This is a genomic window from Bacteroides xylanisolvens XB1A (assembly GCF_000210075.1).
GTDB classification, from domain to species: Bacteria; Bacteroidota; Bacteroidia; order Bacteroidales; family Bacteroidaceae; genus Bacteroides; species Bacteroides xylanisolvens.
Genome location: NC_021017.1, coordinates 256,137 through 277,691 on the forward strand (window position 1 = coordinate 256,137; position 21,555 = coordinate 277,691).

Annotated in this window: 14 protein-coding genes, 6 tRNA genes and 1 pseudogene; 14 read left to right on the forward strand and 7 right to left on the reverse strand. The window is 42.6% G+C overall.

What is annotated here, in order from left to right:
* Window positions 1-10 precede the first annotated feature (10 nt).
* Window positions 11-703: a hypothetical protein gene (locus BXY_RS01060; protein ID WP_004313158.1), complete on the forward strand. Its 693-nt coding sequence runs from the start codon at window positions 11-13 to the stop codon at window positions 701-703.
* A 271-nt stretch (window positions 704-974) separates the two neighbouring features.
* On the opposite strand, the gene BXY_RS01065 is transcribed toward BXY_RS01060, so the two are convergent.
* Window positions 975-1,532 (reverse strand): NAD(P)H-dependent oxidoreductase, encoded by a 558-nt coding sequence (locus BXY_RS01065; protein WP_009039515.1) that lies wholly within the window; start codon window positions 1,530-1,532, stop codon window positions 975-977.
* Between the two features lie 176 nt (window positions 1,533-1,708).
* Here BXY_RS01065 and nspC point away from each other — a divergent pair, with 176 nt between their 5' ends.
* The 9 genes from nspC to nagA (BXY_RS01110) all read left to right on the forward strand — a co-directional run bounded on the left by nspC (window position 1,709) and on the right by nagA (BXY_RS01110) (window position 6,188).
* Entirely contained in the window at window positions 1,709-2,848 is a 1,140-nt protein-coding gene (gene nspC, locus BXY_RS01070) for a carboxynorspermidine decarboxylase (RefSeq protein ID WP_015531012.1), read from the forward strand.
* A gap of 118 nt (window positions 2,849-2,966) precedes the next feature.
* Window positions 2,967-3,039 (forward strand) — tRNA-Gly (locus tag BXY_RS01075).
* Between the two features lie 34 nt (window positions 3,040-3,073).
* Window positions 3,074-3,155, forward strand: a tRNA-Leu gene (locus BXY_RS01080).
* Between the two features lie 23 nt (window positions 3,156-3,178).
* Window positions 3,179-3,262: transfer RNA gene (locus BXY_RS01085), tRNA-Leu, on the forward strand.
* A 19-nt stretch (window positions 3,263-3,281) separates the two neighbouring features.
* Window positions 3,282-3,354: transfer RNA gene (locus BXY_RS01090), tRNA-Gly, on the forward strand.
* Between the two features lie 32 nt (window positions 3,355-3,386).
* Window positions 3,387-3,468, forward strand: a tRNA-Leu gene (locus BXY_RS01095).
* A 37-nt stretch (window positions 3,469-3,505) separates the two neighbouring features.
* Window positions 3,506-3,581: transfer RNA gene (locus BXY_RS01100), tRNA-Gly, on the forward strand.
* A 246-nt stretch (window positions 3,582-3,827) separates the two neighbouring features.
* Window positions 3,828-4,994, forward strand: coding sequence for an N-acetylglucosamine-6-phosphate deacetylase (gene nagA, locus BXY_RS01105; protein WP_008022640.1), 1,167 nt, complete (start codon window positions 3,828-3,830; stop codon window positions 4,992-4,994).
* Between the two features lie 21 nt (window positions 4,995-5,015).
* Window positions 5,016-6,188, forward strand: coding sequence for an N-acetylglucosamine-6-phosphate deacetylase (gene nagA, locus BXY_RS01110; RefSeq protein ID WP_009039517.1), 1,173 nt, complete (start codon window positions 5,016-5,018; stop codon window positions 6,186-6,188).
* A 259-nt stretch (window positions 6,189-6,447) separates the two neighbouring features.
* Here nagA (BXY_RS01110) and BXY_RS01115 read toward each other — a convergent pair whose 3' ends face one another.
* Complete coding sequence (locus tag BXY_RS01115) at window positions 6,448-6,810, reverse strand: thioredoxin family protein (protein ID WP_009039518.1); 363 nt, start codon at window positions 6,808-6,810, stop codon at window positions 6,448-6,450.
* A 239-nt stretch (window positions 6,811-7,049) separates the two neighbouring features.
* On the opposite strand from BXY_RS01115, the gene BXY_RS01120 reads away from it, so the two are divergent.
* From BXY_RS01120 to BXY_RS01130, 3 genes and pseudogenes are all read left to right on the forward strand, one after another.
* Entirely contained in the window at window positions 7,050-8,315 is a 1,266-nt protein-coding gene (locus BXY_RS01120; RefSeq protein ID WP_008639957.1) for a TolC family protein, read from the forward strand.
* A gap of 22 nt (window positions 8,316-8,337) precedes the next feature.
* Window positions 8,338-9,432: pseudogene (locus tag BXY_RS01125) on the forward strand (efflux RND transporter periplasmic adaptor subunit).
* A gap of 14 nt (window positions 9,433-9,446) precedes the next feature.
* The gene (locus BXY_RS01130; RefSeq protein WP_015531015.1) at window positions 9,447-12,572 is read left to right on the forward strand and encodes an efflux RND transporter permease subunit; all 3,126 of its coding nucleotides are present in this window, start codon (window positions 9,447-9,449) and stop codon (window positions 12,570-12,572) included.
* Window positions 12,573-12,660: 88 nt separating this feature from the next.
* On the opposite strand, the gene BXY_RS01135 is transcribed toward BXY_RS01130, so the two are convergent.
* The 4 genes from BXY_RS01135 to BXY_RS01150 form a co-directional block, all read right to left on the reverse strand.
* Complete coding sequence (locus tag BXY_RS01135; protein WP_015531016.1) at window positions 12,661-13,992, reverse strand: sensor histidine kinase; 1,332 nt, start codon at window positions 13,990-13,992, stop codon at window positions 12,661-12,663.
* 20 nt (window positions 13,993-14,012) lie between these two features.
* Window positions 14,013-14,687 carry a response regulator transcription factor gene (locus tag BXY_RS01140; RefSeq protein ID WP_008639963.1) on the reverse strand — a complete coding sequence of 225 codons (675 nt, stop codon included), beginning with the start codon at window positions 14,685-14,687 and terminating at the stop codon, window positions 14,013-14,015.
* Window positions 14,688-14,828: 141 nt separating this feature from the next.
* On the reverse strand, window positions 14,829-16,493 hold the full coding sequence (locus BXY_RS01145; RefSeq protein ID WP_004316977.1) for a long-chain fatty acid--CoA ligase: 1,665 nt from the start codon (window positions 16,491-16,493) through the stop codon (window positions 14,829-14,831).
* Window positions 16,494-16,772: 279 nt separating this feature from the next.
* On the reverse strand, window positions 16,773-18,239 hold the full coding sequence (locus BXY_RS01150; protein WP_015531017.1) for a potassium/proton antiporter: 1,467 nt from the start codon (window positions 18,237-18,239) through the stop codon (window positions 16,773-16,775).
* Between the two features lie 166 nt (window positions 18,240-18,405).
* Here BXY_RS01150 and BXY_RS01155 point away from each other — a divergent pair, with 166 nt between their 5' ends.
* On the forward strand, window positions 18,406-19,590 hold the full coding sequence (locus BXY_RS01155) for a uracil-xanthine permease family protein (RefSeq protein WP_015531018.1): 1,185 nt from the start codon (window positions 18,406-18,408) through the stop codon (window positions 19,588-19,590).
* A 207-nt stretch (window positions 19,591-19,797) separates the two neighbouring features.
* Here the strand turns inward: BXY_RS01155 and hcp are convergent, their stop codons facing one another.
* Window positions 19,798-21,429 (reverse strand): hydroxylamine reductase, encoded by a 1,632-nt coding sequence (hcp, locus tag BXY_RS01160; protein ID WP_004316974.1) that lies wholly within the window; start codon window positions 21,427-21,429, stop codon window positions 19,798-19,800.
* Between the last annotated feature and the right edge of the window lie 126 nt (window positions 21,430-21,555).

Consider the following 21,555-nt stretch of genomic DNA (forward strand, 5'->3'; position numbering starts at 1 on the left):
AGAGAGGCTCATGAAGAAACAACTAACAGTAATTTTGCTTTCCGCTTTGCTTTTGAGTGGATGTGCGTCGGGGCGTATGGGAAATCCGGGAGCTATCATGGCAGGTGCTTCTATTGGAGGTAGTCTGGGAAGTTCGATAGGCGGACTTATCGGAGATAATAATCATGGCTGGAGGGGCGGTTACCGTGGCTCTGCTATTGGAAATATTGTAGGAACCATTGCCGGTGCGGCTATTGGAAACGCATTGACGGCACCGAGACAAGAGCAGATAGAGGAGGATGCGTATATTCCTGAAGTGCGGGAAGTACGTGTGCAAAAGTATAAGAAGCAGCCGCAAGTGCAGCCGCCCATTTCTCAACTGAAGTTGCGCAAAATCCGTTTCATTGATGATAATCGTAGTCATGTGATTGATGCGGGAGAAAATAGCAAGATTATTTTTGAGATTATGAATGAAGGGAGAAAGCCTGTCTATAATGTGGTTCCTGTGGTAGAAACGGTAGGAAAGGTGAAGCATCTCGGCATCTCTCCTTCGGTGATGATTGAGGAAATTCTTCCGGGTGAGGGTATCCGTTATACGGCTTCGATCCATGCAGGTGAAAGGTTGAAAGACGGTGAAGTGACATTCCGTGTCGCAGTGGCGGACGAGAATGGGGTGATTTGTGATTCGCAGGAATTTACCTTGCCTACACAGCGCGGAAACTAGAGTTAAAAGCCTGAAATATCCGGTTTAAATATAGTGACGGTATATGCCTTGGATAGTGACGCTATCCTGTGCATATACCGTCACTATGTTGGTGGGATAGCGTCACTATCTTATATAATCATTTTGTTTGCACAGCCAATGTTTGAAGTCATGATTAGAAGTAACCTCTATTTCAGGGCGGGGCATACAAGTGTTTGGTGAAACCTAAAGCTATGCTTTAGCATCTGTAAAGCGTAGCTTTAGATAGGATAAAGCTACGCTTTTTACAGTCTTACCAATTGTTCCCTGCATTACTGTTACCGATAAGCATCTCCACACGTTGTTTATACAGATTTGCTCCTTCAGCGATATTCTTGCCGGCGTCTGCCGTTCCCATCCCATAAACAACAATAGGGGTTTGCCATGACATTCCCGAATGAATGGCACTTACCTGATAAGGACGTAATAATTCGTCCGTAGTGAAACGGTTTCTGCCTCCACTGCGATAAGCCTCGTATTCGGAACCCGTGGTCGTTACTACTGTCAGCGGTTTGCCGGCGACAGCCGGAGTCTTGGATAGAAAAGTAAAGATTTCATCCTGCCATTTCTTTAGTAATGACGGTGCAGACATCCAATAGAAAGGAAATTGATAGATGACAGCCGAGGCATCGGAAATGATTTTACTCCATTCATCTATATTGAAAGCGATTTCCTGTGACAGCTCGTAAAGATTGAAAACCGCCACTCCTTCCATGTCACTGACAGCATCAACTAATGCTTTGTTTGCTTGTGATTCTTTGATGTTAGGATGTGCCAGTAGAATCACTACTTTTCTTAAATCTTTATTCATTTTAATCGGGTATTTAGGATGATACAATACTTACTATAATATATAAGGTGTAAAAATAAGAAAAAGTTCGCGAAAACCAATATCTTAATTAAAAATAAAACAATCCCTCTTTGCTTTTGAATTTGTATTTTTGCATCCACGTTTGTAAGACGTCAGTTTAGATAATAATTTTATATATGATAGATTTTAATCAGTTTCCTTCTCCTTGTTATATCATGGAAGAAGAACTTTTAAGAAAGAACCTGTGTTTGATAAAAAACGTAGCCGACAGGGCGGGAGTGGAGATTATTCTTGCTTTCAAGTCGTTTGCCATGTGGCGTTCTTTCCCTATATTCCGTGAATATATAGACCATTCTACGGCAAGTTCGGTGTATGAAGCCCGTTTGGCACTGGAAGAATTCGGAAGTAAGGCACATACATATTCTCCAGCTTATACGGAACAGGATTTTCCTGAAATAATGCGTTGCAGCAGTCATATCACTTTCAACTCGATGCAGCAGTTCGAGCGTTTTTATCCGATGGTGGTGGCAGAAGGAAGTGGTATTTCTTGTGGTATTCGTGTAAATCCCGAATACTCGGAAGTGGAAACAGAACTTTATAATCCATGTGCACCCGGCACACGTTTTGGGATAACAGCCGATTTGTTGCCCGATGCATTGCCGCAGGGAATTGAAGGCTTCCATTGCCATTGTCACTGTGAATCTTCTTCCTATGAGTTGGAACGTACATTGGAACATCTCGAAGCCAAATTTTCCCGTTGGTTTCCACAGATAAAGTGGTTGAATCTCGGTGGTGGACATCTGATGACCCGTAAAGGCTATGATACCGAACATTTGATAACACTGTTACAAGGATTAAAAGCACGCCATCCTCATCTGCGAATTATCCTGGAACCCGGTTCGGCTTTTACATGGCAGACGGGAGTGCTGACTTCCGAAGTAGTGGATATTGTGGAAAGTCGTGGAATCAAGACGGCTATTTTGAATGTCAGTTTCACTTGCCACATGCCTGATTGTTTGGAAATGCCCTATCAGCCTGCCGTGCGTGGTGCGGAAATGGGAAACGAAGGAAAATATATTTATCGTCTCGGAGGAAATTCCTGTTTGAGTGGTGACTATATGGGATTGTGGAGTTTCGATCATCCTTTGCAAATCGGAGAACGTATTGTGTTCGAAGATATGATTCATTATACGATGGTCAAGACAAATATGTTTAACGGAATTCACCATCCTGCCATTGCTATCTGGACCAAAGAGGGGAAAGCTGAAATATACAAGCAATTTTCTTATGAAGATTATCGTGGCCGAATGAGTTGATAATCAAAATGATTGTTTTGCGGTCGATGCAAAGTGAACAGATTTCTGTGAAAAAAGTAGGCAGAATGTTTGCAGGTTTACGGAAAATCCCTACCTTTGCAACCGCAAACGAAAAAATGCGGAAATAGCTCAGTTGGTAGAGCATAACCTTGCCAAGGTTAGGGTCGCGAGTTCGAGTCTCGTTTTCCGCTCATGTTTCTTTGAAATGTTGGAACAATAATCTTTGCCCAGGTGGCGGAATTGGTAGACGCGCACGTTTCAGGTGCGTGTGTCGAGAGGCATGCAGGTTCGAGTCCTGTTCTGGGCACAAAGGTTAAACTTTAAAATTATGGAGAGGTGGCGGAATTGGTAGACGCGCTACTTTGAGGGGGTAGTGACAGTTATGTCGTGGGAGTTCGAGTCTCCTTCTCTTCACAGTTTATGAAAGTGATTTGCGGAAATAGCTCAGTTGGTAGAGCATAACCTTGCCAAGGTTAGGGTCGCGAGTTCGAGTCTCGTTTTCCGCTCTTGTTTCTTTGAAATAATGGAACTAAGTTTTGCCCAGGTGGCGGAATTGGTAGACGCGCACGTTTCAGGTGCGTGTGTCGAGAGGCATGCAGGTTCGAGTCCTGTTCTGGGCACCCATCCTTCAGAATTCTGAATGACGAAATTTAGTTTGCGGAAATAGCTCAGTTGGTAGAGCATAACCTTGCCAAGGTTAGGGTCGCGAGTTCGAGTCTCGTTTTCCGCTCCATATAGACATAAGGTTGTCAGTCGATAAGATTGGCAACCTTTTTTTTTATTTATGATTGATGAATTCTGATTTATATATGGTTGGATAATCGTTTAAAATTGGACTTTATTAGAAGTTTATCGGACGATTTTATCGATAGTTTGAATAGAAAAACGTAATTTTGCAAACGAAAAAATCAATGTACTCCCCCCAAAAAAGAGCGTCATTGATTCACACAGACCTTTAATTAATTTAACTATTTGTGATATGTTAACACAGATCATTAATGCACGCATCCTGACGCCTCAAGGTTGGCTGAAGGATGGGTCAGTTCTTATTCGCGATAACAAAATTCTGGAAGTAACCAATTGTGACCTTGCCATTATCGGAGCCAAACTGATTGATGCCAAAGGAATGTATATTGTTCCCGGCGGTGTAGAAATCCATGTTCACGGTGGCGGTGGAAGAGACTTTATGGAAGGCACCGAAGAGGCTTTCCGGACAGCAATCAAGGCTCACATGCAGCATGGTACCACCAGTATTTTTCCTACCCTTTCTTCTTCTACCATTCCGATGATCCGTGCAGCTGCGGCAACTACTGAAAAAATGATGGCAGAGCCCAATAGCCCTGTACTCGGACTCCATCTGGAAGGACATTATTTCAATATGGACATGGCAGGCGGACAGATTCCGGAAAATATCAAAGATCCTGATCCCGAAGAATATATTCCGTTGTTGGAAGAAACACGCTGTATCAAACGTTGGGATGCCGCACCGGAACTTCCCGGAGCCATGCAATTCGGTAAATATATCACGGCAAAAGGTGTACTGGCTTCGGTAGGACATACCCAGGCAGAATTTGAGGATATACAGACGGCTTATGAGGCGGGATATACGCATGCTACTCATTTTTATAACGCGATGCCCGGTTTCCATAAACGGAAAGAGTACAAGTATGAAGGTACGGTAGAAAGTATTTATCTGATTGATGATATGACAGTGGAAGTGGTGGCTGATGGTATTCATGTACCTCCGACGATTTTGCGTCTTGTCTATAAGATAAAAGGAGTGGAACGCACTTGCCTGATAACGGATGCGTTGGCTTGTGCCGCCAGTGATAGCCAGGTTGCCTTTGACCCGCGTGTGATTATTGAGGATGGAGTCTGTAAGTTGGCAGACCATTCAGCCTTGGCCGGGAGTGTTGCAACGATGGATCGTTTGATTCGTACCATGGTGCAAAAGGCGGAAATTCCTTTGGAAGATGCCGTAAGAATGGCTTCCGAAACTCCTGCACGGATTATGGGAGTGCTCGACCGTAAAGGAACGCTGGAACGTGGCAAGGATGCCGATATGATCGCTTTGGACAGAGACTTGAACGTGAGAGCCGTATGGGCAATGGGAGAACTGGTGGAAGGCACCAACAAACTGTTTTAAATCTAATAAAGAACAAAGACTATGTTGACTCAAATAATAAACGGAAGAATACTTACCCCGCAAGGCTGGTTGAAAGATGGTTCCGTATTGATTTGTGATGGAAAAATATTAGAGGTAACTAATAGTGATTTAGCGGTTATCGGTGCAACAGTTATTGATGCCAGAGGGATGACGATAGTGCCCGGATTCGTAAGTATGCATGCACATGGAGGTGGTGGGCATGATTATACGGAAGCAACGGAAGAGGCTTTCCGCACCGCAACCAATGCACATCTGAAACATGGTGCTACCGGTATATTTCCTACTTTGTCCTCTACTTCATTCGAAAGAATCTACCAGGCAGTCGATGTATGTGAGCACTTGATGAAAGAGAAGGATTCTCCGATTCTCGGTCTGCATATCGAAGGTCCATATCTGAATCCGAAGATGGCGGGTACGCAGTATGACGGTTTTCTGAAAACTCCGGATGAAAATGAATATATTCCTTTGTTGGAGCGTACGTCTTGTATCAGACGTTGGGATATTAGTCCCGAACTGCCCGGTGCACATGATTTTGCAAAGTATACCCGTTCGAAAGGAATTATGACTGCTGTTACACATACCGAAGCCGAATATGATGAAATTAAAGCTGCATTTGCAGTAGGATTTTCTCATGCTGCTCATTTTTATAATGCGATGCCGGGTTTCCATAAACGTCGTGAATATAAATATGAGGGTACAGTGGAAAGTGTGTATCTGACGGATGGAATGACTGTGGAAGTGATTGCGGATGGTATTCATTTGCCTGCCACTATCCTGAAACTGGTTTATAAGTTGAAAGGCGTGGAGAATACCTGCCTTGTTACCGATGCTTTGGCGTATGCAGCTTATGAAGGGAATGAACCGATTGATCCTCGTTATATCATAGAGGATGGCGTATGCAAGATGGCGGATCATTCTGCGTTGGCCGGTAGTTTGGCTACGATGGATGTGTTGGTTCGCACTATGGTAAAGAAAGCGAATATTCCTTTGGAAGATGCCGTGCGTATGGCTTCTGAAACTCCTGCCCGTTTAATTGGAGTGAGTGACCGGAAGGGGGCGTTAGCAAAGGGTAAGGATGCTGATATTGTGATTCTTGACAAAGAACTGAATGTACGTTGCGTATGGTCAATGGGAAAGATCGTTCCGGGAACTGATAATCTGTTGCATAAATAACCATTGAAATAACCTTTGAAAGGGATGAGGCCGTCCGGAGACTTCCTAAAAGAAAAATGCCCTTTACTAAGAACTAAACTGAATCCCAAAAGTTGGATACAAAATTTTAGGAGTTCAGTTTAGTTCTAGTAAGGGGCATTTTATAAGATCAAGGCTTTTCAGCCTCTTATTATAAAAATAAATGTTCTGTATTATATCAAAAGCCTGGTAGTTTATCAGTCTATCGTCATAAGGAACTTTCCGGACTTTCGATGTTTTTCTATTCTGAAAGTAAACTGGTTTCTATTAATTCTTTCAATTGGGCTTTATTCATAGTGCCTAATTTCATTGTCGGTTTGCCGTTCAACGGGCAAAGTAACAGATTGGGAATGGTACGAATCTTAAATGCGCTTTCCAGTTCCGGTTCCTGATCGACGTCCACTTTATAAATATCTAATTTCCCTTCGTATTCTTTTGCCAATTGGTCTAATATAGGCGATAATGCTTTGCAATAGACACACCAGGGTGCATGAAAATCGACCAGGCAAGGTTTATTCCCTTTAAAGTTCCAACTATCAGGATAAGATTGATAATCAGCTACTTTCTCAACAAAACTATCTTTGGTTAAATCTATTATTTTCATATATCCTACTATTTTTTAATGATTCGTTTTATTTTCTCTCCTGCAAAGATAGGGGAGTTGGAATGAAAGAAGGCTGGCCATTTTTCCTGTTGTGTTTACAATTCTTCCTTTATGGCTCTTTTCTAATCAAATTCTAATCTGATATGAGAGGCTTATAATCGTTTTTTTCCGTTTCTCCGGTTGCAGAATTGTAATTTTGCTGCGACAACTACGATAAGGTAATAAAGATAAATATAGTAATGAACAGAGAATTTTTAATTTCTTTTTTTCTTCTGCTGACAGGAGGAATATGTGCGCAACAGGCTACCACAGGAACATTAACGCTGAAAGAGGCGGAACAACGTTTCCTGGAACGTAACTTATCGCTGATAGCCGAACGGTATAACATTGATATGGCACAGGCACAAGTGCTGCAAGCCAGGTTATTTGAGAATCCGGTCATCTCGCTGGAACAGAATGTCTATAACCGCTTGAACGGAAAGTATTTTGATTTTGGTAAGGAGGGTGAAACGGTTGTGGAGGTTGAACAGGTCATTCGCCTTGCCGGACAGCGAAACAAGCAGATAAAGCTGGAAAAAATCAATAAGGAAATAGCGGAATATCAGTTTGAAGAGGTGATGAGAACACTCCGTCAGGAGTTGAATGAGAAGTTTGTGCAAGTCTATTTTCTTTCGAAATCCATATCCATCTACGAGAAAGAAGTGAACTCTCTGCAAGAACTGCTTGCCGGAATGAAGCTGCAACAGGAGAAAGGAAATATCTCATTGATGGAAATGTCTCGTTTGGAATCTATGCTATTTTCGCTGAAGAAAGAGAAGAACGAACGGGAAAACGAGTTGCTGACTCTTAGAGGAGAACTGAATGTCTTGTTAAATCTTCCGGGAGATACTACGGTTAAGTTATCACTGGACGAAGAGGTGTTGAAGCAATTGGATTTGTCTCAATTATCGTTTGCTGATTTGAAAGCGATGGTAAATGAACGTCCCGACTTGAAGATTGCCAGAAGTACGGTAAGTGCTTCCCGTGCCAATCTGAAATTGCAGAAATCGATGGCATTTCCGGAGTTCTCGGTGAAAGGGAACTATGACCGTGCCGGAAACTTTATCAATAACTATTTTGCGGTAGGAGTGAGCTTGTCAGTACCTATTTTCAATCGCAATCAGGGAAATATAAAGGCAGCCCGTTTTAGTATTCAACAGGCAGGAGCGGAACAGGAAAATGCTGCTAATCGTGCAGATATGGAACTTTATACCGCTTATGCTTCACTGGAAAAAGCAGTTCAGCTTTACCAATCTACCAATATGGATTTGGAACGTAATTTTGAGAAACTGATAACAGGAGTGAATGAAAACTTTACCAAGCGGAATATCAGCTTGCTGGAGTTTATCGATTATTATGACAGTTATAAGGAAACCTGTATTCAGTTGCATGAAATAAAGAAAGATGTTTTCCTCGCGATGGAAAACCTGAATACAACTATCGGGCAAAATATATTAAACTACTAATATTCATAAATTATCAAAGACTATGAACTGGAATAAATTCCTTCCTTGCATATTGCTTACTACCGTATTGGGAGCATGCTCCGGTAAAGGAGAACAACCGAATGTTGAACCGACTGCTTTATGCCTGACAGATAGCTTGTTGAGAATTGTATCTGTCGATACGGTTCACGTTCAAGAAGTGATTGATGAACTGACATTGAACGGACGGGTCACTTTTAATGAAAATCAGGTAGCGCATGTATATCCGATGTTTGGAGGCACGGTGACGGAACTGAAAGCAGAAATAGGAGATTATGTTCGTAAAGGAGATGTACTGGCAGTCATCCGCAGTGGAGAAGTGGCGGACTATGAGAAACAATTGAAAGAAGCGGAACAACAACTGTTGCTCGCCCGCAGAAACATGGATGCTACGTAGGATATGTATAATTCCGGCATGGCTTCGGATAAAGATATGCTTCAGGCAAAGCAGGAGTTGACGAGTGCCGAAGCCGAAGAAAGAAGGATAAAGGAAGTCTTTTCCATTTATAATTTCTCCGGAAATGCTTATTATCAGTTGAAATCTCCTGTTTCGGGCTTTATTGTGGAGAAACAAATCAGCAGGGATATGCAGTTGCGTCCGGATCAGAGTGAAGAGTTGTTTACGATTTCGGGGTTGTCGGACGTATGGGTGATGGCAGATGTGTATGAAAGCGATATCAGTAAAGTTTCTGAAGGTGCTTCTGTACGTATTTCTACTTTGGCCTATCCGGATAAGATGTTTGCCGGCACTATTGATAAGGTATATCATTTGCTGAATAGCGAAAGTAAAACAATGAATGTCCGTATCAAATTAAAGAATGAAGAGTATCTGTTGAAGCCGGGGATGTTTACGAATGTAAGTGTGAAGTGCAAAGCAGATGGAACTTCAATGCCTCGTATCGATTCTCATGCGCTGGTGTTTGAAGGAGGGAAAAACTATGTTGTTGTAGTAGAGCCGGATCAGCGTTTGCAGGTGAAAGAGGTAGATGTATACAAACAGTTGAGCAAGGAGTGTTATATCCGTTCCGGGCTTTCTGAGGGGGACAGGGTGCTGAATAATAATGTATTGTTGGTATATAATGCGTTGAATGCAGATTAAAAACAGAAAATAGTATGCACAAATTCATAGATAATATAGTGGCTTTCTCGCTGAAGAATAAGTTCTTTATTTTCTTCTGTACAGCGATTGCCGTTATAGCCGGAGCTGTTTCTTTTAAACATACTCCGATAGATGCTTTCCCGGATGTGACGAATACGAAAGTGACGATTATCACGCAATGGCCGGGACGTAGTGCGGAAGAGGTAGAGAAGTTTATCACCATTCCTGTTGAGATTGCCATGAATCCTGTTCAGAAGAAAACGGATATTCGTTCTACCACTCTTTTCGGACTTTCTGTAATCAATGTGATGTTCGAAGACCGTGTGGATGATTTCACCGCCCGTCAACAGGTATATAATTTATTGAATGACGCCGATCTTCCTGACGGGGTAACTCCGGAAGTGCAACCGTTATATGGCCCGACGGGAGAAATATTTCGTTATACACTCCGTAGTGATAAACGTAGTGTGCGGGAGCTGAAAACAATCCAAGATTGGGTGATTGAGCGTAATCTCCGTTCGGTATCCGGCGTAGCGGATATTGTGAGCTTCGGTGGAGAAGTGAAAACGTTTGAGGTAAGCGTGAATCCTCACCAGTTGATTAACTATGGAATTACTTCTTTGGAGCTTTATGATGCGATAGCCAAGAGTAATATCAATGTAGGAGGAGATGTCATCACCAAGAGTTCGCAAGCTTATGTTGTTCGTGGAATTGGTCTGATTAACGACTTGGAAGAATTGAGAAACATCGTAGTGAAAAACATCAACGGTACTCCGATTTTGGTGAAGAATCTTGCCGATGTACACGAATCCTGTTTGCCCCGTCTCGGCCAGGTAGGACGAATGGATGAAGATGATGTGGTACAAGGCATTGTAGTCATGCGGAAAGGGGAGAATCCGGGCGAGGTGATTGCAAACCTGAAAGATAAAATAGAAGACTTGAATCAGAATATACTTCCGAAAGATGTGAAAATCGTGTCATTCTATGACCGGGAGGATTTGGTGAATCTGGCGGTAAAGACGGTGACACATAATCTGATCGAAGGAATTTTATTGGTTACGTTTATTGTATTGATTTTTATGGCAGATTGGCGGACTACCGTGATTGTTGCTGTCGTTATCCCATTAGCCCTTCTATTCGCTTTTATCTGTTTACGGGCGATGGGAATGTCCGCCAATCTGCTTTCTATGGGAGCCATTGACTTCGGTATCATTATTGATGGGGCAGTGGTGATGGTGGAAGGAGTGTTTGTGGCTTTGGACAAGAAAGCAAGGCAAGTAGGAATGCCGGCATTTAATGTCATGTCCAAAATGGGATTGATCCGTAACACCGCAAAAGATAAGGCGAAAGCAGTTTTCTTCTCCAAATTGATTATCATAACCGCGTTGATTCCTATCTTCTCTTTCCAGAAGGTAGAAGGAAAGATGTTCTCTCCTTTAGCCTATACGCTGGGTTTTGCACTATTGGGAGCTTTGATCTTTACGCTGACCCTGGTGCCGGTAATGTCTTCTATGTTGTTGAAGAAGAATGTTCGTGAGAAGAATAATCGTTTTGTCCGTTTTGTCAATACAAAGTGTACGGCTCTTTTTGATTTATTCTATGCGCACAGGAAACTGACTATCGGACTGGCAACGGTCATAGCAGGTGTCGGATTATGGCTTTTCTCTTTCTTGGGTACGGAGTTTCTTCCACAGTTGAATGAGGGGGCTATCTATATTCGTGCCACCTTGCCACAAAGCATTTCGCTGGATGAATCGGTGACGCTTGCCAATAAAATGAGAAGGAAGCTATTAACGTTTTCGGAAGTACGTCAAGTCCTGTCACAGACCGGACGACCGAATGACGGAACAGATGCTACCGGATTTTATAATATCGAGTTTCACGTTGATATATACCCTGAAAAGGAATGGGAGAGTAAACTGACTAAAATGGAACTGATCGATAAAATGCAGGAGGATTTATCCATTTACCCCGGCATTGACTTCAATTTCTCACAGCCGATTACCGATAATGTGGAGGAAGCCGCTTCCGGCGTGAAAGGATCTATTGCGGTGAAGGTGTTTGGTAAAGACTTGTATGAGTCGGAGAAATATGCGGTGCAGATTGAGGAAATCCTGGGCACGGTTCAAGGAATTGAAGACTTGGGTGTGATTCGAAATATCGGTCAGCCGGAACTTCGTATAGAGTTGAATGAAGGTCAGTTGGCGCGTTACGGCGTTGCTAAGGAAGATGTGCAATCGATTATCGAGATGGCTATTGGCGGAAAATCGGCTTCATTGTTGTATGAGGACGAACGGAAATTCAATATCATGGTAAGGTATAGCGAGCAATTCCGCCAGAATGAAGAGGAGATAGGTAAAATACTGGTTCCGGCAATGGATGGCACAATGGTGCCTATCAAGGAACTGGCAGATATAACGACCATTACGGGACCATTACTTATTTTCCGTGATAATCATGCACGCTTCTGTGCAGTGAAGTTCTCGGTGAGAGGCCGTGACATGGGTACGGCAGTTGCCGAGGCACAGAAAAAAGTGAATGCATCCGTACATCTTCCGGCAGGATATTCGCTGAAATGGACTGGTGATTTCGAGAACCAGCAACGTGCCACGAAACGCTTGGCACAAGTGGTTCCCATCAGTATTGCTATCATCTTTATCATCCTGTTTATTCTGTTCTCTAATGCGCGGGATGCCGGACTGGTATTGCTGAATGTGCCATTTGCCGCTGTGGGGGGTATTGTAGCCCTTCTGATAACACGATTCAACTTCTCCATTTCTGCAGGTATCGGTTTCATAGCCTTGTTCGGTATTTGTATTCAGAACGGCGTGATTATGATTTCCGACATCAAAGCGAATCTGAAACTGGGTTCTCCTTTGGAAGAGGCTACGAAAGAAGGAGTACGCTCACGCATTCGTCCTGTGATTATGACAGCGGCAATGGCGGCTATCGGTTTGTTGCCTGCTGCCATGAGTCATGGAATTGGTTCGGAATCACAGCGTCCGTTGGCGATTGTTATTATCGGCGGATTGATAGGAGCGACTTTCTTTGCCTTGTTTGTCTTTCCTCTCATCGTAGAAGTGGTATATGAACGAATGTTATATGATAAAAACGGAAAGTTATTGCAAAGACGTATTTAGTTCATTTCTATTCTATGAAAAAAACGTTCATAGATTAAATTTGTAGTTTTCAGTAGGTAGAGAGAGAAAGGGATAAAAGAAGGGTGAATTAAAAAATCACCCGTACTTTTGTTCCTTTTTCTATTTCTGAAGATATATCCAGCTTTCCATGATAAGCAGAAATGATTTTCAAAGTCAGACTAAGTCCGATGCCTTGTCCGGCATAATCCCGGGTGTTACTACACCGATAGAAAGACTGGAAAATATGCTCTATTTCTTCTTGCGGAATGCCGATTCCCTGATCTTCCACCTCAAGAATGACTTGTTGCTGCTCCCGATAGAGAGCCACATTTACTTCCTTATCGGAGTATTTACATGCGTTATCAATTATATTTTTCAATGCTATCTTTAACAGATAAGGATTAGCCTTAACAACAGCTTGTTGTTCTGTTGCTTCCAAGTGGAGACGGATTCTTTTATTAAAATCGGTCAACTCTTTCAATATATCAGATAGAATGATCTCTTCCACATTATTTTTCAGGAGTTCTTCTTCCTGCCGCGAAAGAAAAAGAAGGTGGCGGATCAGGCTGGACAACCGTTTACTCTCCGAAGAAATTCGTTGCAGGGATTCAATGTATTCTTTGGTACTTCTTTCTTTGAGCAGGCTGATTTCACATTCTCCCTGAATAGCAGTAATCGGATTGTTCAACTCGTGCGAAGCATGGCTTACAAAGGATTTCTCTGCCTTGAAAGCACTATCCAGGCGATCGAGCATACTATTTAATGTTTTTATCATGTCCTCCAGCTCGTCATTATTTCCGGTAGTCTTTAACCTACGATTCAGACTGTTGGCCCGTATTCTTTTCAATTCCTTTAATATGTGTTGCAGCGGAACCAAAATACGACCGGAATATATTTTCCCGATGAAAAAGATCAGGATAGAACTGGCTAAAACGAGGAAAATGGAAAGTAACAACAGATGTTCCTTGATTTCTGTTCCGTAGGCATTCCGGGACATGACGAGTACGATGAAATTCCCTTCATTATCCGGATAATAAAGGGCGGCTCCTAACTGGTCCTTATATTTAAAAGAGAAAGGAATACTGTCTTGCCTTGCCAGTAGAAGTGTTTGCTGGTGTTGCGTGAGATACTTATTCAACGTATCACGCACTTCAGAAAGACTGTCCATGTTGAGAAGAATCTCATGAGCTTCGGGCAGGAGTTCATCATATTTTCGTTGGATAATCTGGTAACTCTGTTCGTCCACTTCATCCTTTTCCCAGTGCTTCTGTGCAGTCAGATAGGCTTTCTCACGCAGGTAGGAAGCATAGAGTTTATTGATATACTGTGTACTGAAAATATAAAATACAGCAATGATAATGACAGTGGTCAACACGCTGATTAACGTATAGAAAAGAGCTATTTTGGAACCTATTTTCATAGCCGGGATAGTTGGTGAGTTTAAGTATTCATGATATATCCTAATCCTACGACTGTGTGAATCAGCTTTTTATCAAAGTCACGGTCTATCTTTACCCGGAGATAGTTTACATAAACATCTACGATATTGGTATTGGTATCAAAGTTCTTGTCCCACACATCTTTGAGCAGGGTGATACGTGAGAGCGCAACCCCTTGATGAGTCATGAAATATTCGAGCAGACGATATTCCTTGACAGTAAGATCAATATCTATATTGCCTCTTTTAGCTCTTCGGGTATTGCAATCCAATATCAGATTATCACAGGTCAGCAGATTGGAGGTTACTTCTTTATTGCGTCTTAACAAGGCCTTGATGCGTGCCTCCAGTTCTTGGAAACTGAAAGGCTTGACGAGATAATCATCTGCTCCCGCATCCAGTCCTTTGACGATATCTTCCGTTGTACCCAAGGCTGTCAGCATGATCACAGGAGACTGGTACCCAAACGTCTGCCGATAAAGCCGGCAAAGTTCCAAACCGTTTATTTTCGGCATGATAATGTCCAGTATCAAAAGGTCGAAAGGTTCGTCCTGAAGGATTTTCCAACCGGCGTTTCCGTCATGACAGACGGTTACTGTATGTCCGAACTCTTTTAACCCCCGTTCAATGAAAGAGGCGATGTTTATTTCATCTTCAACTAATAATATCTTTGCCATCATTCAGATTGTTTATGCGCAAAGATACTTTTTTCCTGGCATCTGAAGAAAGAAATTCGCCCTACATTTAAGTGTTTCTCCTTTTTGAGTTGTACTGTTTTTCTGAAATTGCAAGGATACTTATCGCGCTATCCGGGATAATTATCCCTTTGCTTCCTGATACATAAAGCGTTTGATTGACTTTTTCGCAGTCTTTTCAAATTCCTCGAAATGGATCTTTATCTTGCTTATTTGAGAATAGTTAGGAAGCTGTTGATTCAACTCGATACGGTTTTGTTCCATCACTTTCTGAATATCCGTCTGCTGCAATCCATGAGCGAAAGCGTCATCGAAATCCGGATAAATCATTGCTACCAGCTTTTCATGCTGTAAGACAATCAGTGATTCCGCAACATACGGCATATTATTCAGCTTGCTTTCAATTTCTTCCGGATAGATGTTCTGTCCGCTAGAGGTGAGAAGCAGGTTTTTGCTACGTCCGCGAACTGTTACGTAACCTTCTTCATCCAACGTGCCGAGGTCACCGGTATGCAGCCAGCCGTTAGCGTCAATAATTTGCGCGGTAGCTTCCGGATTTTTGTAATATCCCAGCATCATGTTCATTCCTCTACATACGATTTCTCCGGCATGCGTTTCCGGGTCCGGCGAGTCAATACGAACTTCCATCCGGCTGGTTGCCTTTCCGCAAGAAGCAAGTTTCAGCGTTTCCCAACGACTGGAGCAAATGATAGGACCACATTCAGTCATACCGTAAGCGATTGTATAGGGGAATCCTATCTTTTTAAGGAAGGCCTCAACTTCAGCATTGAAAGGAGCGCCTCCGATAATAATCTCGTCAAAGTTTCCACCGAAGATTTCCATGGCGGCCTGCCGTGCCAGCGATTTGATTTTATCATTCACGATAGGCACTTTAAGCAATAACTTACCGATTGTGCTGTCTACTTTAGGAAGAATATCTTTCTTAATAATCTTTTCCACAATCAATGGCACACAAGAGATCACTCTTGGCTTGATTTCAGAGAAAGATTGAGAAATGATTTTCGGAGACGGCATGCGCGTCAGGAAATAGATGTGTGCACCTGCAGAAAATCCGTAAAGGAAATCATATACCATACCGAACACATGCCCCATAGGCAACATGGAAACGATATGATCGCCCGGTTTAACGGGAAGCATCTCGAAGCAGTAAGCCACATTCGACCAAAGACTGCGATAGGGGAGCATCACTCCTTTAGAGTAACCTGTGGTGCCGGAAGTATAATTGATAATAGCCAGTTCTTCAGGATGATCCTTCCGGTAGCAAATATGTTCCGGGCGGAAGTTCTTGGGATATTGTCGACCATATATTGCATTCCGGTGTTCAAAAGCATAAGTGAGTTTCTCGTTGCGTGATACTAATGGTGAGAAATCTGTTAGTAAAGCAATACCCTCTAATAAAGGCATGGCGTCCTCATTCAAATTTTCCCAGGCTTGGTCACCGACAAAAAGTAATTTGGCTTCGGAATGGTTGACGATATTATGAATATTATCTGCCTTGAATTCATGCAAAATAGGAACAATAACGGCTCCATAAGTAATCGTTGCCAGGAAAGTAACCGCCCAATGAGCACTGTTACGTCCGCAAACGGCAATTTTATCTCCCGGCTGGATGCCGGCACTTTCCAAGACAATGTGAAATTTAGCGATTTTACGCGCTACATCCTTATATTGAAGGGTAATTCCTTTATAGTCAGTTAAGGCATCCTTGTCCCAGTTTTTGATGATGCTTTGCTCAATATAATCAATGAACTGATGTTCTTGTTCCATTCGATCTTTGCACATTTAGTTTAAAACTGCGCAAAATTAATACTTCGCTGATGTAAACCGAATTTTAAATTCAAGTTTTACGGTTAATTAACGGAGGGGAATGAACAATTTTTACGGCTTGCTAAGGCGTTTTCGTGTTTCTTCCTTAAAACTAGTTTGTTGGCCTATTTAAAACATTTCGTCTCCACGCATGAATAAGAAACGAGTGTCTTGTAGGGACAAGAGGCTTCATGCGTGGAGACGAATCAGTTATAGTGATAGAATCAATCTTTTCGGATGTTAGTCAGAATCAGTCTCTTCTTCTTTTGATTTTTCGGAGATGAGCAGCAGTTTATCTCCTTCATGCAGTTTCAGCGTTCCGTTGGGAATCAGGAACTCATCTCCGCGCTTCACAATCATTACCAGCGTGCCTTTCGGGAGATTCATATCTTTCAATGTATCTGCTTCTTCCAACATACTTTTAGTAATGGTCATATCACTAAGATCAGAGTCTATTTCTTCCGGGAGTTCCACTCCGAAATCATTTCCAGTTTTTTCCAGTGGTTTGGAAAGATTCAAGATTCGGGCTACGAAAGAAATCGTTGTTCCCTGTACCACCAATGACACGATGGTAATAAAGAAAACAATGTTGAAGATGAGGTTCGAACCTTCTACGCCCGCCACTACCGGATAGGTGGCAAAGATAATAGGAACTGCACCGCGCAATCCTACCCAGGACACGAAAATACGTGATTTCATCGTGATTTTCCGGAATGGAAGCAAACAAAGGAATACGCTTAACGGCCGGCCGATAATAATCATAAAGACACCAATCAGCAATGCCACAGCAGCTACTTCCAACATCTCGTGCGGATTGACAAGCAATCCCAGGCAAAGGAACATGATGATTTGAAACAACCAGGTCAGTCCGTCCATAAAGGTGTAGATATCCTTACGATGCATGATTTTATTGTTTCCCACCATGATACCGGCGATATATACGGCAAGGTATCCGTTACCTTTCAGTAAGTCGGTGATGGAGAAAGTGAAAAATACAAATGCAAGTAATAAGATAGGATATAAGGCCTGATTGTCAATATTGAGCTTGTTCAACATTCGGATAGCGAGCTTTCCGAGTACATATCCGGCAGCCGCACCGACGATAAACTGGATGGCAAAAGAGCCTACGATAGCTCCGACTCCCATACCTGACGATTGAATAAACTGTATCAGGACAATGGTAAGCATATAGGCCATCGGGTCATTACTTCCGCTCTCCAGTTCCAGCATGGGACGGAGGTTGTGCTTTAAATTCATCTTCTGTGAACGGAGAATGGCGAACACCGAAGCCGAGTCCGTAGACGACATGGTAGAGGCCAAAAGCAGGGAAGTGGTGATAGGTAAATAAATATTAGACCAGCTCATATCTGATATCCACCAGATAAAGAGCCCGGTGAAAAGAGCTGTAAGTAGTACTCCGACAGTGGAAAGCACGATACCGGGACCTAAAATAGGTTTGATTTCTCTGAATTTCGTATCCATACCTCCCGAGAAAAGGATAATGCTAAGAGCGACCATACCGATAAACTGCGCGTCTTTCGCGTCGTGGAATTGCAGGCCGAGGCCGTCACTTCCAAACAACATTCCTACTACGAGGAACAATAATAAGGTAGGTACTCCAAAGCGATATCCGGTTTTTCCAACAACAATGCTGACGAAAAGTAAGATAGAACCGATAAGTAGGGTGTTTTCTGCTGTAAATATCATAGGCAATATATTATAAAGTTATAAAATTGTCGTTTTAATTCTCACCGTGCGAAGTTACACATTATTAACAACAAATAAAACCTCTTTTTAGATGTATTTTTGTGAAAAAAGGGAGTTAAATTGTCTAAAAAGACTAATTTTGCAGAGATTAATCTACATTATACTTATGGATTCAAATAATCTTACACCTTTGAGGAAAGGGGTGGTGGGGGTACAATTCTTGTTTGTGGCTTTCGGAGCTACGGTACTCGTGCCGTTATTGGTAGGGCTCGATCCTTCGACAGCTCTGTTTACAGCAGGTATTGGTACGCTTATCTTTCATGCCGTTACGCGTGGAAAGGTTCCTATCTTTTTGGGGAGTAGTTTCGCATTTATTGCGCCTATCATTAAAGCGACAGAACTTTATGGGCTGCCCGGCGCCTTATCCGGCATGGTTGGAGTTGCATTAGTTTACTTTGTGATGAGTGCGCTTGTCAAATGGCAGGGAGTGCGGGTGATTGAACGGTTGTTTCCTCCTGTTGTCATAGGACCTGTCATTATTCTGATAGGTTTATCATTGGCCGGAACGGGAGTGAATATGGCAAAAGAGAACTGGGTGCTGGCTCTGCTTTCATTGGTGACTGCGGTTGTCGTTTCGATGAAAGCTAAAGGACTTTTGAAGCTGATACCTATTTTCTGTGGAATTGTAGTGGGGTATCTGGCTGCATGGATCTTCTATGGTTTGGATTTGTCCGGCGTCAGAGATGCCGCTTGGATTGGATTACCGCAGTTTGTCTTTCCTAAATTCTCATGGGAGCCGGTGTTATTTATGATTCCGGTAGCTATTGCTCCGGTGATAGAGCATATTGGTGATGTCTATGTGGTGAATACGGTTACGGGAAAAGATTTCGTGAAAGACCCGGGATTGCACCGCACCTTATTGGGGGATGGTCTGGCTTGTTTCTGTGCCGGATTGCTGGGTGGTCCTCCTGTGACTACCTATTCGGAAGTGACAGGAGCCATGTCATTAACAAAGATTACCAATCCGCAAGTGGTCCGAATAGCTGCCATCTCTGCTATCTTATTCTCCGTTATCGGTAAAATCAGCGCATTACTAAGATCCATACCTAGTGCGGTATTGGGTGGTATCATGCTGCTGCTTTTCGGAACGATTGCTTGTGCAGGTATTGCTAATCTCGTGAATAACTGTATTGATTTGAGCCGTACAAGAAATATCGTTATCGTGTCTTTGACACTGACTGTCGGGATTGGTGGCGCTGCTTTTAGCTGGGGTGATTTTTCTTTGTCCGGTATCGGATTGGCAGCTTTGGTAGGAGTAGTTCTCAATTTGATATTGCCCAAAGAAGATTAAAAAAGGAAATCACTATAAAAGGAAGCCGGTATTCGAGAAGAAAGAATAAACGCAGGATTCCCGGTTATATATAAAAAAGATAGTGACGGTATATGATGGAAATAGTGACGGTATCATTACCGTATAGCGTCACTATCCTTATCATATACCGTCACTATCTTTTAGAAGGAAATTTGCCTGTAAAATACCCTTCTGTTCCCTTATCATTTATGATAGAAACTTCACAATATCTTCATCCACTGTACTGATACCTCCGATCCCAAATTGCTCGATCAATACGTTCTTTACATTCGGTGAAAGGAAAGCGGGAAGAGTAGGTCCTAAATGAATATGTTTCACTCCTAAAGCCAGCAATGCCAATAAAACAATGACCGCCTTTTGTTCGTACCATGCAATGTTGTATACGATAGGTAACTGATTCACATCGTCCAACCCGAAGATTTCTTTCAGTTTTAGAGCGATTACAGCCAGTGAGTAACTGTCGTTACATTGTCCCGCATCCAATACTCTCGGAATACCGTTGATATCACCTAAAGCTAATTTATTGTATCTGTACTTGGCGCAACCTGCCGTAAGAATCACTGTATCACCGGGTAGCTTTTGAGCAAATTCCGTATAATATTCACGGCTCTTCATACGTCCGTCGCATCCTGCCATTACAAAGAACTTACGGATGGCTCCACTTTTCACGGCATCCACCACTTTATCCGCTAAAGCCGTCACCTGTGCATGAGCGAATCCACCGATGAGTGTTCCGTTTTCGATGGCTACGGGTGGCTGGCATTGTTTAGCATGAGCAATCAGGGCAGAAAAATCTTTCGGTTTTCCATCTTTGCGTTCGGGGATATAATGCGCGCCTTCCAGACCGCAGGCTCCTGTGATGTAAATGCGGTCTTTGTAGCTGGCATTCGCACGTGGCGGAACAATACAGTTACTTGTAAACAGGATCGGACCGTTGAAACTTTCAAATTCCTCTTTTTGTTTCCACCAGGCATTTCCGTAGTTTCCTGCCAGATGCTTATACTTCTTTAGTTGAGGATAATAGTGCGCAGGCAGCATTTCACTGTGCGTATATACATCTACCCCTGTACCTTCCGTTTGCTCCAGCAACTCTTCGAGGTCTTTTAAATCATGTCCGCTTATCAATATACCCGGATGATTACGGACACCAAGATTCACTTGTGAGATTTCCGGATTACCGTAACTGCTCGTATTTGCCTTGTCCAGCTGTGCCATTGCCGATACTCCATGTTTTCCTGTTTCCAGCGTTAATTGAACCAATTCTTCCACAGTAATATCATTGCGGGTCAATTCGGACAATGCGTGCTGCATGAAAGCAAATATCTCCGGTGACTGATAACCCAGGTTATGCGCATGCTCTACGTAGGCAGCCATTCCTTTCAGGCCATAGTGTACGAGTTCTTTTAGTGAGCGTATATCCTCGTTAGGCGTGCGAAGCACACCGACCGTTTTTGATTTTTCTTCAAATTCCTCTTCGTTTCCATCCCAAAGACATTCGTCAGGAGCATTTTCGATCTTTACCTTACCGGCAAGTTCCTTTTTCAGTTTCAGTCCTTCTTTGATTTTTTCGGTGATCGCTACTTTATCAAAATTGGCGTTAGTGATGGTGATGAACAAAGCATCATAGATAAATTTGTCTGCTTGTTCGGAAGACTGTCCCTCTTTACGCAGATGTTCGTTGTAGACAGCAATTCCACGTACTACAAAAAGCAGCAGGTCTTGCAGGTTAGCCACTTCGGAAGTTTTACCGCATACACCTTTTAAGGTACACCCCGTACCCATTGCGGTTTCTTGACATTGATAACAGAACATACTCATAACTTTTACGTTTTTAATTAGTCCAACAGTTTATTTATTGAACGCAAAAGTAGAGGAAAGGTTTCAGGTGATTCTGTAACCAATGTTACAACAATGAATATTTTATCTCAAATACTCACAATTAGA